Annotated in this window: 15 protein-coding genes and 1 tRNA gene; 8 read left to right on the top strand and 8 right to left on the bottom strand. The window is 64.6% G+C overall.

What is annotated here, in order from left to right; genetic code table 11:
* Nucleotides 1-15 precede the first annotated feature (15 nt).
* A complete protein-coding gene (gatB, locus tag O6W96_RS00920; RefSeq protein WP_353467828.1) occupies nt 16-1503 on the top strand; it encodes an Asp-tRNA(Asn)/Glu-tRNA(Gln) amidotransferase subunit GatB in 1488 nt (495 codons plus the stop codon).
* A gap of 296 nt (nt 1504-1799) precedes the next feature.
* Here the strand turns inward: gatB and O6W96_RS00925 are convergent, their stop codons facing one another.
* From O6W96_RS00925 to O6W96_RS00935, 3 genes are all read right to left on the bottom strand, one after another.
* Entirely contained in the window at nt 1800-2363 is a 564-nt protein-coding gene (locus O6W96_RS00925) for a retropepsin-like aspartic protease family protein (protein WP_353467829.1), read from the bottom strand.
* Nucleotides 2364-2498: 135 nt separating this feature from the next.
* Nucleotides 2499-2717: a hypothetical protein gene (locus tag O6W96_RS00930; RefSeq protein ID WP_353467830.1), complete on the bottom strand. Its 219-nt coding sequence runs from the start codon at nt 2715-2717 to the stop codon at nt 2499-2501.
* Between the two features lie 2 nt (nt 2718-2719).
* The gene (locus tag O6W96_RS00935; protein ID WP_168371595.1) at nt 2720-2875 is read right to left on the bottom strand and encodes a hypothetical protein; all 156 of its coding nucleotides are present in this window, start codon (nt 2873-2875) and stop codon (nt 2720-2722) included.
* Between the two features lie 109 nt (nt 2876-2984).
* Here O6W96_RS00935 and O6W96_RS00940 point away from each other — a divergent pair.
* The 5 genes from O6W96_RS00940 (at nt 2985) to clpX (ending at nt 8291) form a co-directional block, all read left to right on the top strand.
* A tRNA-Leu gene (locus O6W96_RS00940) sits at nt 2985-3069 on the top strand.
* A 68-nt stretch (nt 3070-3137) separates the two neighbouring features.
* Nucleotides 3138-4793, top strand: coding sequence for a trigger factor (gene tig, locus O6W96_RS00945; protein WP_353467831.1), 1656 nt, complete (start codon nt 3138-3140; stop codon nt 4791-4793).
* A gap of 236 nt (nt 4794-5029) precedes the next feature.
* Entirely contained in the window at nt 5030-5956 is a 927-nt protein-coding gene (locus O6W96_RS00950) for a glycosyltransferase family 2 protein (protein ID WP_353467832.1), read from the top strand.
* Between the two features lie 234 nt (nt 5957-6190).
* Nucleotides 6191-6880, top strand: a complete 690-nt coding sequence (locus O6W96_RS00955) for an ATP-dependent Clp protease proteolytic subunit (protein WP_056057974.1) — start codon at nt 6191-6193, stop codon at nt 6878-6880.
* 145 nt (nt 6881-7025) lie between these two features.
* Nucleotides 7026-8291, top strand: a complete 1266-nt coding sequence (gene clpX, locus O6W96_RS00960; protein ID WP_056048170.1) for an ATP-dependent Clp protease ATP-binding subunit ClpX — start codon at nt 7026-7028, stop codon at nt 8289-8291.
* Nucleotides 8292-8676: 385 nt separating this feature from the next.
* Here the strand turns inward: clpX and O6W96_RS00965 are convergent, their stop codons facing one another.
* Nucleotides 8677-9135, bottom strand: a complete 459-nt coding sequence (locus tag O6W96_RS00965; RefSeq protein ID WP_353467833.1) for a hypothetical protein — start codon at nt 9133-9135, stop codon at nt 8677-8679.
* A 100-nt stretch (nt 9136-9235) separates the two neighbouring features.
* Here O6W96_RS00965 and O6W96_RS00970 point away from each other — a divergent pair, with 100 nt between their 5' ends.
* Nucleotides 9236-10360 carry a calcium:proton antiporter gene (locus tag O6W96_RS00970; RefSeq protein ID WP_353467834.1) on the top strand — a complete coding sequence of 375 codons (1125 nt, stop codon included), beginning with the start codon at nt 9236-9238 and terminating at the stop codon, nt 10358-10360.
* Between the two features lie 2 nt (nt 10361-10362).
* On the opposite strand, the gene O6W96_RS00975 is transcribed toward O6W96_RS00970, so the two are convergent.
* The 4 genes from O6W96_RS00975 to O6W96_RS00990 form a co-directional block, all read right to left on the bottom strand.
* On the bottom strand, nt 10363-10485 hold the full coding sequence (locus tag O6W96_RS00975; protein WP_353467835.1) for a c-type cytochrome: 123 nt from the start codon (nt 10483-10485) through the stop codon (nt 10363-10365).
* 12 nt (nt 10486-10497) lie between these two features.
* Nucleotides 10498-10749 (bottom strand): c-type cytochrome, encoded by a 252-nt coding sequence (locus O6W96_RS00980; RefSeq protein ID WP_353467836.1) that lies wholly within the window; start codon nt 10747-10749, stop codon nt 10498-10500.
* Nucleotides 10746-10943 (bottom strand): hypothetical protein, encoded by a 198-nt coding sequence (locus O6W96_RS00985; RefSeq protein WP_353467837.1) that lies wholly within the window; start codon nt 10941-10943, stop codon nt 10746-10748. Before O6W96_RS00985 ends, O6W96_RS00980 begins: the two co-directional genes overlap by 4 nt.
* A 113-nt stretch (nt 10944-11056) precedes the next feature.
* The gene (locus O6W96_RS00990) at nt 11057-12787 is read right to left on the bottom strand and encodes a M1 family metallopeptidase (RefSeq protein ID WP_353467838.1); all 1731 of its coding nucleotides are present in this window, start codon (nt 12785-12787) and stop codon (nt 11057-11059) included.
* Between the two features lie 268 nt (nt 12788-13055).
* Between O6W96_RS00990 and lon the strand changes: the two genes are divergently transcribed.
* Nucleotides 13056-15449, top strand: coding sequence for an endopeptidase La (gene lon / locus O6W96_RS00995; protein ID WP_353467839.1), 2394 nt, complete (start codon nt 13056-13058; stop codon nt 15447-15449).
* Nucleotides 15450-15464 lie beyond the last annotated feature (15 nt).

Below are 15464 nucleotides of genomic sequence, written 5' to 3' on the forward strand. Positions count from 1 at the left end.
GTAGGTTGAAAGACAATGACTGAATCGAACTATCGTATCCAGGGCGAAACGGGCGAGTGGGAGGTCGTGGTCGGCCTCGAAGTGCACGCGCAGGTGACGTCGAACGCCAAGCTCTTTTCGGGCGCGGCGACTGCGTTCGGCGCGGAGCCCAACACGCAGGTGTCGCTGGTCGACGCGGCGATGCCGGGCATGCTGCCGGTCCCGAACCGCGAGTGCATCCGCCAGGCGGTCCGCACCGGCATGGCGATCGAGGCGCAGATCAACAAATGGTCGCGGTTCGATCGGAAGAACTATTTCTACGCCGATCTGCCGCAGGGCTATCAGATCAGCCAGCTCTATCATCCGATCGTCGGTGAGGGCGCGATCGACATCAGCCTCGACGAGAAGAATCCTGATGCCGCGGGCAAGCGGATCGGCGTCGAGCGCATCCATGTCGAGCAGGATGCCGGCAAATTGATGCACGACCAGCATCCGACCCAGTCGTACGTCGATCTCAACCGGTCGGGCGTCGCGCTGATGGAGATCGTGTCGAAGCCCGATCTTGCTTCGCCAGCGGAAACAGGGGCTTACCTGCGGAAGCTGCGATCGATCCTGCGCTATGTCGGATCGTGCGACGGCAACATGGAAGAGGGCTCGATGCGCGCCGACGTCAACGTCAGCGTGCGCAAGCCTGGCGACGAGCTGGGCACGCGGACCGAGACGAAGAACGTCAATTCGGTGCGCTTCGTGATGGCGGTGGTCGAGCAGGAGGCCAAGCGTCAGGTCGAAGTGCTCGAGGCCGGTGGCAAGATCCAGCAGGAAACGCGGCTCTACGATCCCGATCGCAACGAGACGCGGTCGATGCGGTCGAAGGAAGACGCGCATGATTATCGCTACTTCCCCGATCCGGACCTGTTGCCGCTGGTGCTCGACGACGCGTTCCTGGCCGAGTGTCGTGCGTCGCTGCCCGAGCTGCCGGACGCGAAGCGCGCGCGGTATGAGGCGCTCGGGATCACCGCGTATCAGGCGACGGTGTTGACCGCCGAGGTCGAGGCGGCGCGGTGGTTCGATGCGTTGCTCGACGCGGGCGTGAAGCCGGCGGCGGCGGCGAACTGGACGACGTCGGAGCTGTTCGGGGCGCTCAACCGGACCGGCAAGGATATCGAGAACTCGCCCGTGTCTCCTGCTCAGGCGGCGGAACTGCTGGGGCTGATCGCGGACGGCACTTTGTCGGGGAGCCTCGCCAAGCAGGTGTTCGAGGTGATGCTCGAGACGGGCGACGGCGCGGCGAAGGTGGTCGAGGATCGTGGGTTGAAGCAGACCAGCGATACCGGCGCGATCGAGGCTGTGATCGCCGAGGTTATGGCGGCGAACGCAGACAAGGTTGCGGATTACCGCGGTGGCAAGGACAAGCTGTTCGGGTTCTTCGTGGGTCAGACGATGAAGGCGATGGGGGGGAAGGCTAACCCTGCTGTCGTGAATGAGGTTCTGAAGGGGATGCTTGGGGAGTCGGTGGCTTTGTAAGCTATCACTGAGCAACCTGACCGATCTCCCGCCCTGCCTGTTCTCCCGCGAAGGCGGGAGCCGAGGGTAACTGAGTGCAGCGCTGCTTGATTCCTGGGCCCCCGCGTTCGCGAGGGAACAGAAGGGGAGCCGTCTCCCAATCGCCGCCACCCCGGCGAAGGCCGGGGCCCAGTTGGGGGACGTTGCTGACTGAGGGCGGCGCTTCGTTACTGAGACCTTTCCAACTGGGCCCCGGCCTCCGCCGGGGTGGGGGTTGTTGGGTGGAGTCGGGGAGCAGCTGAGGGCGGGAGGCAGCCTTACCCGTCCACCTTCTGCGGATGATGCGGCACGAGGATTAGCATGTTTTCTTCCACGCGCCACGACGCGAGGCGCGACAGGAAGTTCATCCCCAGCACGTTGGTCTCGCCAAACGCCGGCGACACGACCACCTGCAAGTCCCGCGCGACGATCGCACCGAGACGCAGCGAGGCGATCCGCCCGGTCTTAGCCGCGATAGACCCGTTGGCAGTCTGCAACACGATCGGCACCACGCCGACCCGCGCCTCGACCCCAGCAGCCTCCGCCGTCTTCTCCGAAATCGCTGTAATCGTCGCGCCGCTGTCAATCAGCAACCGCTGGCTCACCCCGTCGATCGTCGCCCGTGCCCAGAAGTGCCCATCCGGCGACATGCGGATGCGGACCTCGCCGCCGACCACCTGCTGGTCCTCGATCTTAAGGAACCGTGCGATCTTGCCGACATAGGGATCGAACTGCCGCCGCTGGTCGATCGCAACGAACAGCAGTCCGACAAGGACAAGCGTCATCGCCAGATTGACGAGCGTTCGGATGATCGGGATGCGCTGCGCCAAGATCAGCAGCAATACGGCAAGCCCGAGCGCGATATAGAGGCTCTGGTGCTCGGCGAAGGTGGGGATCGTGGGGATTATCGGGTCCTGATTGGCGGAAGTGGCACCATATATAAGGCCACCCCCGCCTGTATGGTTGCTGACGCGAGCTTATTGCGCGTCGTTGTCCTGGTTCTTCACGACGCCACCGGTACCACCGACGCCATCGGGCATGCCGGTATCCGTGAACGTCTCGGGCTCGTCGCCGCCTTCGCCGCGCTCGACCGCGTCGGAGCGCGACTCCACCGCCTGTTCGATGTCGCTGCGGGTGTCCTCGTCACGATCCTCGGGGAACGTTTCGGGGTTCGTGCCGGAATGGGGATCGCTCACGCTCAAAACTCCGGCTGGACAGGTGCGGGATCGTTCGACGGCGTTCCGGGGGCAGGGACGTCGATATCCGGCGCGGGCGGATTGAACTCGGGCGGCGGCGCGGTCGGCTCGACCGGCGACGTCGGGGTCGGGAATTCTGCCGGGGGTTGGGTAGCCATGATGTCTCTCCTTCTAATTGTTCAACGCCTGTAATCAGCGGGAGTTGCCTATGTGCTTGCCCCCGCATGCATCGTTGGTATAGACGCGCCCGCTACGGCGATGTCCTGTGCGGGCGTGGCGGAACTGGTAGACGCGCTTGGTTTAGGTCCAAGTATCGCAAGATGTGGGGGTTCGAGTCCCTTCGCCCGCACCAGCCCGCCGCGCAGGCGAGGCGACCGCCCGAAGAATTATCCTGAATGCTCTTTTAGACAAAGGCCGGACATGCAGACTGTCGAGACGTTGAACGAGGGCCTCAAGCGCGCCTTTACGCTCACCATCACCGCGAAGGATATCGATGCCAAGGTCGATGTCGAGCTGAAGCGCCTCGCGCCGCAGATGAAGATGCCGGGCTTCCGTCCGGGCAAGGTGCCGGCGAACCTCATCCGCAAGATGCACGGCCCGGCGCTGACGCAGGACGCGCTGAACGCGGCGATCCAGGAGAGCGTCCAGACGCTCGTCGCCGAGAAGCAGCTTCGCCCCGCGATGCAGCCTTCGGTCGAGCTGGAAGACGGCTATGACCTCGGCAAGGACGCCGTGGTCAAGGTCGAGATGGAGGTCCTGCCGCAGGTCCCCGCACCCGCGATCGACGGCATCAAGCTCGAGCGTCTGACCGTGCCCGTCGCGGACGACGCGGTTACCGAGCAGCTCCAGAAGTTCGCCGACCAGCAGAAGAAGTGGGACGACGCGGCTGACGATTACGTCGCGGCGATGGGCGATCTCGTTACCGTCGATTTCGTCGGCAAGACCGCCGACGGCGTCGCGTTCGACGGCGGCACCGGCACCGACATGGGCGTCGAGCTCGGTTCGGGTCGTCTCATTCCCGGTTTCGAGGATCAGCTCGTCGGCGTGAAGACCGGCGACGACAAGGTTCTGAACGTGACCTTCCCCGAGGAGTATCAGGAGAAGTCGCTCGCGGGCCAGCCGGCGACGTTCGACATCACCGTCAAGTCGGTGAAGACCGCGGGCGAGAGCAAGATCGACGAGGATCTGGCGAAGTCGCTGGGTCTCGAGAGCCTCGAGCAGCTCACGGGGCTGTTGAAGGGTCAGATCGAGCAGGAGCATAACGGTCTCACGCGCACGCACATGAAGCGCAAGCTGCTCGACCAGCTCGCCGAGGGTCACGACTTCGAAGTGCCGCCGTCGATGGTCGAGGCCGAGTTCAACCAGATCTGGTCGCAGCTCCAGCACGAAGCCACGCATGAGGCCGACCCCGAGGCTGCGATGGCCGAGATGGAAGGCGAGCGCGACGATTACCGCAAGATCGCCGAGCGTCGCGTGCGCCTGGGCCTGCTCCTGTCCGAGATCGGCCAGGCGAACGGCGTCGAGGTTTCGAACCAGGAAATGCAGCGTCTGCTCGCCCAGGCCGCGCAGCAGTATCCGGCCGAGCAGCGCCAGCAGTTCATGCAGTACGTCCAGCAGGAGCCGATGGCGGCTGCCCAGCTGCGCGCGCCGCTGTACGAGGACAAGGTTGTCGACTTCCTGTTCGAGAAGGCCGAGATCACCGACCGCGAAGCCACGCGCGAAGAGCTTGAGGCCGCGATCGAGAGCGAGGACGGGTTCGCCAGCGGCACGCACACGCATGACCACGACAATCACAAGCCGAAGAAGAAGGCCGCAGCCAAGAAGGCCAAGCCAGCTTCGGACGAGGCTGCTTCGGATGACGCCGTGACGGACGAGGCACCGGCTTCGGACGCAGCGGACGAGGCCAAGCCTGCGAAGAAGGCGCCTGCCAAGAAGAAGGCGGCTCCTGTCGAAGCGGAGACCGCCGTGACGGAGTCGTCGCCGGTTGCTGCCGAGAACGCAGAGGGCGCCGAAGCTGCCGACGCACCGGTGAAGAAGCCGCGCGCGAAGAAGGCTCCGACGAAAACCGAGGCGTAATCGTCGTGCGAGCGCCTCAGGGTTGAGGCGCTCGACCGATAATCGGGTCACTTCCCCGGCGGAGGCCGGGGCCCAGTTGGAAAGGTAGCTGTAACGGCGCGCGAAGCTCCGTTATGGACCTTGCCCAACTGGGCCCCGGCCTCCGCCGGGGAAGTGCGTTTTGGGATGGTTCGGTGACTGACGTTTCGACTGCTGCTCGATCTCCGATCCCGTCTATCAACTTCGCAGGGCAGGCCATGACCGAACCAAGAATCGCCGTCCTGCTCCCCTGCTACAACGAGGAAGCCGCGATCGCCCAGACGATCGCCGGGTTCCGCGCCGCGCTGCCGAACGCCACCATCTACGTCTACGACAACAACAGCGCCGACCGCACGATCGAGGTCGCGCGCGCCGCCGGAGCCGTCGTCCGGACCGAGCGCATCCAGGGCAAGGGCGCAGTCGTCCGCCGCATGTTCGCCGACATCGACGCGGACATTTACGTCATGGCCGACGGCGACGCGACCTACGACGCCGCCTCCGCACCGAATTTGGTAAAGCGCGTATTCGACGAGCAACTCGACATGGTCGTCGGCTCACGCATCAGTCAGGTCCAGGAAAGCTACCGCCGCGGCCACCGCTTCGGCAACGCGCTGCTCACCGGCATGCTCGCCCGCCTGTTCGGCCGCAGCTTCACCGACATCCTCTCAGGCTACCGCGTTTTCTCGCGCCGGTTCGTGAAGAGCTTTCCGTCGCTGTCCGCCGGGTTCGAGATCGAGACCGAGATCAGCGTGCACGCGCTCGAACTCAAGATGCCGATCGGCGAGGTGGAGACACCCTATTACGCGCGCCCCGAAGGCTCCGAATCGAAGCTCAGCACGTATGGCGATGGCTGGCGCATCCTCCGCACGATCATGACGCTCTACCGGATCGAGCGTCCGCTCTGGTTCTTCGGCGCGATCGGCAGCGTCTTCGGCCTGCTCGCGCTGATCCTCGGCATACCGCTGGTGCTGACGTATATCGAGATCCACCAGGTGCCGCGCTTCCCGACCGCGATCCTGATCACCGGCCTCGGCATCTTCGCCGCGCTCAACGTCTTCACCGGCCTGATCCTCGACACGGTAGTCCGCGGCCGCCGCGAAGTCCGCCGCCTCGCATACCTGGCTTATCCCGCCCCAGGCATCTGATTCCCTCGCCCCTACGGGGAGAGGGAAGGAGGAGCTACTTGGCGACGGGAGGGTGAGGGGCGGTTGGTGTCCGCCAACTTCCCCTCACCCTCCCACCCGCAAAAGCGGGCGGGCCCCTCCCTCTCCCCGGAGGGGCGAGGGTAAGCAGTCCCCGCGCCGACGGGCAGGCAGGGCTTGAACTCCCCTCTCGGACCGCCGATGTTAGCGGTTCACTGGGGCATAAGAGAGATTTCCATGCACAATCCGTTCGAGACCGGCGATTTCGCGAGCCCGTTGGCCAGCGCCGGGCTCGGCCTGCAGCAGACGCACGCAGGCCTGGTTCCCATCGTCATCGAGCAGTCGAACCGCGGCGAGCGTTCGTTCGACATCTTCTCGCGCCTGCTCCGCGAGCGCATCATCTTCGTGACCGGTGGCGTCGAGGACGGCATGGCCTCGCTGATCACCGCACAGCTCCTCTTCCTCGAGTCCGAGAACCCGAAGAAGGACATCTTCATGTACATCAACTCGCCGGGCGGTGTCGTCACGGCGGGCATGGCGATCCACGACACGATGCGGTACATCCGTCCGCGCGTCGGCACCGTCTGCATCGGCCAGGCCGCGTCGATGGGCAGCTTCCTGCTCGCGAGCGGCGAGCCAGGCATGCGCGTCGCGATGACCAACGCGCGCATCATGATCCATCAGCCATCGGGTGGTGCACAGGGCATGGCCAGCGATATCGAGATCCAGGCGCGCGAGATCCTGCGCATCCGCAAGCGCATGAACGAACTGTATTCGCAGTATACCGGCCAGCCGATCGAGGAGATCGAGCGCCGGATGGACCGCGATACGTTCCTCGAGGCGAACGAAGCGAAGGATTTCGGGCTGATCGACGAGGTGTTCGACAAGCGTCCGGCGGTATCCGAGGATGCCCCGAAGCCTGCCTGATACTCGCTTGAACCCAGATCGACTGGGGCTGGCATGGGGTGAATCGTAAACCCCGCCGGTTTATTTGATTGTAGGAACTCCGGGGTGCGTTACGGTAGCGGCCCCGGAAACGGCACGTGCACCGACATGCGCGAGAGGTGATTGAATGACGAAGCTGAGCGGTGGCGACTCGAAGAGCACCCTCTATTGCTCGTTCTGCGGGAAGTCGCAGCACGAGGTCCGCAAGTTGATCGCCGGGCCGACGGTCTTCATCTGCGACGAGTGCGTCGAGCTATGCAACGACATCATCCGTGAGGAGACGAAGTCTGCGCTGGTGTCCAAGAAGGACGGCGGCGTGCCGACTCCGCAGGAGATCTGCGACGTCCTCGACGATTACGTGATCGGCCAGAAGCGCGCCAAGCGCGTGCTGTCGGTGGCAGTGCACAATCATTACAAGCGGCTCAACCACGGCGCCAAGGGTGCCGATGTCGAGCTGTCGAAGTCGAACATCCTGCTCGTCGGGCCGACCGGTTGCGGCAAGACGCTGCTCGCGCAGACGCTCGCGCGCATCCTCGACGTGCCGTTCACGATGGCCGATGCGACGACGCTGACCGAAGCCGGTTACGTCGGCGAGGATGTCGAGAACATCATTCTCAAGCTGCTCCAGGCGTCGGACTACAACGTCGAGCGCGCGCAGCGCGGCATCGTTTACATCGACGAGATCGACAAGATTTCGCGCAAGGCCGAGAACCCCTCGATCACACGCGATGTGTCGGGCGAGGGTGTGCAGCAGGCGTTGCTCAAGCTGATGGAAGGCACCACCGCGTCGGTGCCGCCGCAGGGTGGCCGGAAGCATCCGCAGCAGGAATTTCTGCAGGTGGATACGACCAACATCCTGTTCATCTGTGGCGGTGCGTTCTCGGGTCTCGAGAAGATCATCGGCGATCGTCTGCAGGGCAAGTCGATCGGTTTCGGCGCGTATGTCGCAGGTCCTGACGAGCGCAAGACCGGCGAGACGCTGAAGTCGGTCGAGCCCGAGGATCTGCTGAAGTTCGGGCTTATCCCCGAGTTCGTCGGCCGTTTGCCGGTGATCGCGACGCTCGAGGATCTTGACGTCGACGCGCTGGTGAAGATCCTCAAGGAGCCGAAGAACGCGCTGGTCAAGCAGTACCAGAAGTTGTTCGAGATGGAGGACGTCGCGCTCGGCTTCACGGACGACGCGCTCGTCTCGGTCGCCAAGAAGGGCATCGAACGCAAGACCGGTGCGCGCGGGCTTCGCTCGATCCTGGAGAGCATCCTGCTCGACACGATGTTCGACCTGCCCGGCATGGACGGCGTCGACGAGGTGATGATCGACAAGGACGTGATCGAAGGCCGCAAGGAACCGATCCGCGTCTATGCCGAGAAGAAGAAGACCGGCGACGCCGCGTAAAGCGGGACTGGTTTGAGATACGGGAAAGGGCGTCGAGCGATCGGCGCCCTTTTTCGTTTGGGGCATACGCGCCCGAAAACCCCCGTCCGTCATCCTGACGAAAGTCAGGATCCAGAGCCACGAAGGTCAGCCAGCCGTAACCCCGGATCCTAACTTTCGTCAGGATGACGGGTGGCATCGCCGGGCGGAGGTCACTTTGATCCTCCCCAGCAAGGGGAGGTGGCAGCGCAGGGCGCTGACGGAGGGGTGACCCGCTCTCGATAGGTCATCTCCCGTCCGTCGCTTCGCGCCACATCCCCTTACAAGGGGAGGTCAAAGGCTTCGAACCTGGTCGATCGCTCCGTCGCTACCCATCGTCTTAGGCAGAGCGACGGCGGCCCTTTAGCTACACCTGCGAAATCAAAAGCCGAACCCGCTCCAGATCCTTTGGACGTCCGAACAGCCTGAGCATCTCGGCCAATTCTGCACGGTCAGGCACATAAACAACGCGCTCATCCACAAAAATCGGCACGCGCGTACGGGGTAGGACGTTGGTCCAGCCCGAGCTTGTCGCAACATGAAACCCCGCCATGATCTCGACGACCAGGGGCGGCATCTCCCACCGCGCGAACAGCGTCGACCGGAAGAGCGCGCTTGCACCGTCTTCGATGGGCACGACCCCGAGCCGGTCCATCGCCCACTGGGCATCTGCCACGCTCATGAGCACATCGACATCGCCGACCTCGATCGGCGCTACCCCGTGAAGCGCTACCGCAGCGCTGGAAACGACCCACCATGGGTCCTGCGCTCCCGCCAACGCGTCGGCGGTCATGACGAGCGTCTGGCGAAGATCGGCGGACAGCATCGCCGCAACCTACCCGATCCTGACCGCCCCGCAATCGCCCCGAGTCGGACCCTTATCGGCCCTCACGCATTCGTTATCCAAGTGGAACGAGGGAGCATGCATGACGATCGAAGTGGCCGACCGACCGAACGAACACGTGGTGGAGACGATGCCGGACCGGCTGGCACTGCCGATCTGGACACTGATCGCGCCGGGCCTAGGGCTGCTCGCCGTCCTCGTCGGTCTCGCCAAGATGGGCACGCTCGGCACCGCCGCCGCCGTGATCGTCCTGATCGGCAGCGTGCTCGCCGCCGTCCACCACGCCGAAGTGATCGCGCATAAGGTCGGCGAGCCGTTCGGGACGCTCGTCCTCGCGATCGCGGTCACCGTGATCGAGGTTTCGCTGATCGTCTCGCTGATGCTTTCCAACGCCGGCGACGCGACCACGCTCGCGCGCGACACGGTGTTTGCGGCGATCATGATCATCCTCAACTTCATCATCGGCATCTGCCTGCTCGCGGGCGCGGTGCGGCATCATGAGCAGCGGTTCACGCTGAAGGGCATGACCGCGGCGCTGGGCGTGCTCGCGGCGATGGCGGTGCTGTCGCTGATCCTGCCGAACTACACCTCGTCGACACAGGGGCCGACCTACGCGTCGTCGCAGTTGATCTTCGTCGCGGTCGTATCGCTGATCCTCTACGGCACGTTCGTGCTGGTGCAGACGGTGCGTCACCGCGATTATTTCCTGCCGTCGACCGACGACAAGGACGACCACGCCGCGCCGCCGTCGGGTCGCGCGACGGGCATCGCCTTCGCCGCGTTGGTAGTGGCGCTGGTGTCGGTGGTGCTGCTCGCGAAGACACTGTCGCCGACGATCGAGGCGGCGGTACTTGGTGCCGGCCTGCCGCTGACCGTGGTCGGCGTGGTGATCGCCGCGCTGGTGCTCGCACCCGAGAGCCTGGCCGCGTACAAGTCGGCGCGGCGCAACCGGTTGCAGACCAGCCTCAACCTCGCACTCGGTTCCGCACTGGCGACGATCGGGCTGACGATCCCGAGCGTGGCGATCGTGTCGCTGGTGCTCGACCTGCCACTCGCGCTCGGCATCGACGCGAAGAGCATGACGCTGTTGGCTCTGTCGCTGTTCGTGGCGACGCTGTCGCTCGGCACTGGGCGGACCACGGTGTTGCAGGGCGTCGTCCACCTCGTGATCTTTGCGGCCTATCTGTTCACGACGGTGGTGCCTTAAGCTCAGGGGCCCGGCGTCGATAGGTAGGCGATGACGTCTGCGCGGTCCTTTGGGTCGGGCAGGCCCGCAAACGCCATCGTCGTGCCGGGCACCATCTTGCGCGGGTTGGTGAGCCAGGCGTCCATGCGCTTGGCATCTCAGTTGCCGCCAAGCGCCTTCAGTCCTGCGGTGTACGAGAAGCGCGGGCGGCGCTCGCCGATCGGGTTGCCCATGACCGCGTAAAGGTTCGGTCCATCGGTATCGCCCGCATATTGCCCGATCGTGTGGCAGGCGGTGCAGCGGCGGAAGATGCGTTCGCCGTTGGCGATCTGGCTGGTCGTGCCGGTGTCGGGGCTCGAACCGCAGCCGGCTAGCGCCAGTGCCAGTAGGGGCCACCGCGGCAGGGTCATTGCTTTTGGCGTGCAGCCAAGGCGAGGCCGGCAGCAATCTGCACGACGGCGTAGAGGCGACGGCGGCCGGGACGGTCGACGAACGGCTTCACCAGTTTCTCGGTGCCGAGCGCATCGTCTTTCCAGAGATCGACGTGGCGACGGGGTTGGAGGACGCCGATCAACCCGTCGCCGACCATGAAGATCGCTGCCATCTCCGCCGCGCGAGACGCCCAGATCTTATCCTGCGAACGCAGGAGCCCAGGGTCACGTAGGGCGACATCTGTGATTCCTGGGGCCCCGCCTTCACGTGGGAACGGTGGAGAGGTCATTGGGGCTTGGCCTTCGCCTTCGCAGCTTGCACGGCTTTCCAGGTGGCCACGTCTTCCAGTGCGATACTCCGACGCAAGACCAGCGCATCTGGGTCGATCACAACATGCGCGCCGGCCGCGACCGACAAACTCGCCTTCCCCCCAGTCATCGGCAAAGTCCGCGTCTTGCCGTCGATCTGCACCTGTACCGGCAGCGGGAAGGGGCCATTCCCTGGCACCTTCCAGGCCAAACCCAGCATATTCCCCGTCCGCGTCTCGACCAGTTCGGGCAGCGCCGCCTGCCTGAGATACACGTCGAAGAACCATGCATAGTCCTTCCCCGTGACCTTCCGGACGAGCGCCTCATATTCCTTCGTCGACCCGAACCGCGGCGCGAAATTGCCCGGCTTCGGATCCGCGCGCCCGTACACCGCCAGCCGCGTGACGTCGAAGAACGCCTTGTCGCCGATCAGGCTCCGCAGCGTGTAGAGCATCCAAGACCCCTTGTAGTAGATGTCCTGCCCTGCGCCGCCCTTGTCGAGTTCGTACACCTCCTCTTCGGTGGTGACGCGCTGCTGCGTGATCGGCTTGAGGTTCATGATCGAAGTGCGCTCGCCCTGCATCATCGCCGCATACCGCGCACGCCCCTCGCGCCACTGACCATAGAGCGGCTGCATGTACGTGCCATAGCCCTCGTGCAGCCAGTAATCGTCCCAATTGGCGGCGGTCAGCTGGTTGCCGAACCACTCATGCGCGAATTCGTGCTGGAACAGCCAGTCGAACCCCTCGGGCGCCTTCTCGTAGCCGTTGCCGTAGGCGTTGATCGTCTGGTGCTCCATGCCCTTGTGCGGCGTCTCGACAACGCCGAGCTTCTCGTCGCCAAACGGGTAGGGGCCGATCATGGTCTCGAAGAAATCGAGCGTCGGCGCGAACTCGGCGAACAGTTTCTCCGCCTGCACCTTCTCGCCCGGCAGATACCAGTAATACATCGGGATGCTGTTGCCGAAGCGGCTCTTATACGTGCCGCTGATCTCCTCGTACGGCCCGACGTTCAGCGCGATGCCGTAGGTGTTGGGATGCTTGGCACGCCAGTTCCAGGTCGTCCGCCCATCCGCCAGCGTATCGACGCCGAGCAGCACGCCGTTCGATGGCGCCTTCAGCCCCTTCGGCACGGTGATGTGCAGCGTCACCAGCGCGGGCTCGCCGGTCGGGAAGTCGAGGCACGGCCAGAACAGGTCGCAGCCATAGCCCTCCGCGGTCGTCGCGAACCACGTGCGGCCATCGCGTGTCTTCGACCAGACCATGCCGTCGTCCCACGGCGCCTTCACCGCGACGTGCGGCGTGCCGCCATAGATGATCTTTGCGGTGACCTTGCCGCCTGCCGCGACCGGCTTTGGCAGCGTGATCGTCAGTCGACCCTCGGGATTGCTCCACGCCGAGGGGGCGAGCGGCACGCCGTCGATCACGATCGCGCTGACCGGCAGGTTGCGGTCGAGGTCGATCGGCAGGCGGGTGAGGGGGGCCTTCGCCGTAAAGACCAGCGTAGCGACGCCGTTCAGGCTCTCCGTCTCGGGCAGCACGTCGAACGCGAGGTCCGCGCTGTCGAACCGAAGCGCGGTCTGCTCCGGCGTCAGCACCCCGCCGGACCGCTGCGTCTGCGCGGTAATGGCAGGCTCGCCCTTCTTGGGAAGAGGCGTGGCGGCGAGGAGCGCGATGGCACTGGCGGCGAGGAGGAGATGCGATATCATGCCGCGTTCTCGCGCGGAGCCCGGGACGACACAAGCCCCTCGGGCCTCCGTCATGCCGGGCTCGTTCCGGCATCCACGGTTCCGTACGACTGATAGCGGCAAGTTCGCGGTACGTGGAGCCCGGGGTAACGGGGTGTTCGCGGCATTGCTTTGGACCGGGCTTTGGACCGGATCGTACCGATCCCTCCGCCAACCAATTGATGGACGGTTCATCCTCACCATATAAGCTGTAGATTATGCCCCCATGCAGGCACCCACCGGAGCGTTCATGACCCAGTACCCCGTCCTTCCCCTTCGCGACATCGTCGTGTTCCCGCACATGATCGTGCCGCTGTTCGTCGGCCGCGATAAGTCCGTTGCCGCGCTCGAAGCGGCGATGGCGGCGGACAAGGAGATCTATCTCGTCGCGCAGGTCGACCCGGCGGAGGACGATCCCTCGCGCGACGATCTGTATTCGATGGGCGTCACCGCGACCGTGCTCCAGTTGTTGAAACTTCCCGACGGCACCGTCCGCGTATTGGTCGAGGGCAAGGGCCGCGCGACTTTGGAAACGCTGGATGAGAGCGGCGACTTCCTGACGGCGACGGTCGAGCCGGTCGCCGACACCGAAGTCGAAGGCAACGAAGTCACCGCGCTAATGCGCTCGGTCGTCGACCAGTTCGAGAACTACGCCAAGCTCAACCGAAAGCTCGCGTCCGAGACCGCGGTACAGATGTCGGAGATCGAGGACGCGTCGAAGCTTTCCGATGCGGTCGTCGCAAACATCGCAATCAAGGTTGCTGAGAAGCAGGCGATGCTGGTCGAAACGAACCCATCGAAGCGTCTCGAAATGGCGATGGTCGCCATGGAGGGCGAGCTGGGCGTCCTACAGGTCGAGAAGAAGATCAAGAGCCGCGTCAAGCGGCAGATGGAGAAGACGCAGCGCGAATATTACCTCAACGAGCAGTTGAAGGCGATTCAGCGCGAACTCGGCAACGAGGACGGCGAGGGTGAAGGCGACGAGATCGCCGAGCTGACGCAGAAGATCGCGACGCTCAAGATGAGCAAGGAAGCGCGCGGCAAGGCGACGTCGGAGCTGAAGAAGCTCAAGACGATGGCGCCGATGAGCGCGGAGGCGACCGTCGTACGCAATTATCTCGACGTGCTGCTCGGGCTCCCCTGGGGCAAGAAGTCGAAGATCAAGAAGGACATCGCCGCCGCGCAGGTGACGCTGGACGAGGATCATTACGCGCTCGAGAAGGTCAAGGACCGGATCGTCGAGTATCTCGCCGTGCAGGCGCGCACCAACAAGCTGAAGGGGCCGATCCTGTGCCTCGTCGGCCCTCCGGGTGTCGGCAAGACCTCGCTGGGCAAGTCGATCGCCAAGGCGACCGGGCGCGAGTTCATCCGCCAGTCGCTCGGCGGCGTGCGCGACGAAGCCGAGATCCGCGGGCATCGCCGCACCTATATCGGCTCGCTGCCGGGCAAGATCGTGACGAACCTCAAAAAGGCCGGCACGTCGAACCCGCTGTTCCTGCTCGACGAGATCGACAAGCTCGGCCAGGATTTCCGCGGCGATCCGGCCTCGGCGCTGCTCGAGGTTCTCGATCCGGAGCAGAACGGCAAGTTCCAGGATCATTATCTGGAGGTCGATATCGACCTGTCGGACGTGATGTTCGTGTGCACCGCGAACTCGCTGAACCTGCCCCAGGCGCTGCTCGATCGCATGGAGATCATCCGTCTGGAGGGCTATACCGAGGACGAGAAGGTCGAGATCGCCGAGCGTCATCTGGTTGAGAAGCAGATCGAGGCGCACGGCCTGAAGCCAGGCGAGTTCACGCTGACGCAGGAGGGGCTTCGTACGCTCATCCAGCAGTATACGCGTGAGGCCGGCGTGCGTACGCTGGAGCGCGAGATCGCCAAGCTGTGCCGCAAGGCGCTGCGTCAGATTCTCGAGAACAAGACGACCAGCGTCACGATCACGCCCGAGAACATCGGCGAATATGCCGGCGTGCAGAAGTACCGCCACGGTCTCGGCGAGACCGAGAACCAGATCGGTGCGGTCACCGGGCTCGCCTGGACCGAAGTCGGCGGCGAGCTGCTGACGATCGAGAGCGTGACGGTCGCGGGCAAGGGCCAGGCCAAGCTTACCGGCAAGCTCGGCGACGTGATGAAGGAGTCGATCGAGACGGCGTTCAGCTTCGTCAAAGCGAGGGCGCCGAGCTACGGGATCAAGCCGAGCCTGTTCGCGCGGAAGGACATCCACATCCATCTGCCCGAGGGCGCAGTGCCGAAGGATGGTCCGTCGGCAGGTATCGGCATGGTCACGTCGATCGTCTCGACGCTGACCGGCGTGCCGATCCGGCGCGAGGTGGCGATGACCGGCGAGGTCACGCTGCGTGGTCGCGTGCTGCCGATCGGTGGCCTCAAGGAGAAGCTGCTCGCGGCGTTGCGCGGGGGCATCGAGACGGTGCTGATTCCGGCGGAGAACGAGAAGGACCTCGCGGAGATCCCAGCGAACATCAAGGCGGGGCTCAAGATCATCCCCGTTTCGCATGTCGACGAGGTGCTTCGCCTGGCGCTGACCGAGCCGCTCGAAGCGATCGAGTGGACCGACGCGGACGAGCTGGCGGCTCTGCCGCCGGCGCCCATCGCACCGGTCGGGGGTGGCCTTCACCACTGATCCATGTTTGGATCG

It is taken from the genome of Sphingomonas faeni (assembly GCF_040407495.1).
GTDB classification, from domain to species: domain Bacteria; phylum Pseudomonadota; class Alphaproteobacteria; order Sphingomonadales; family Sphingomonadaceae; genus Sphingomonas; species Sphingomonas faeni_D.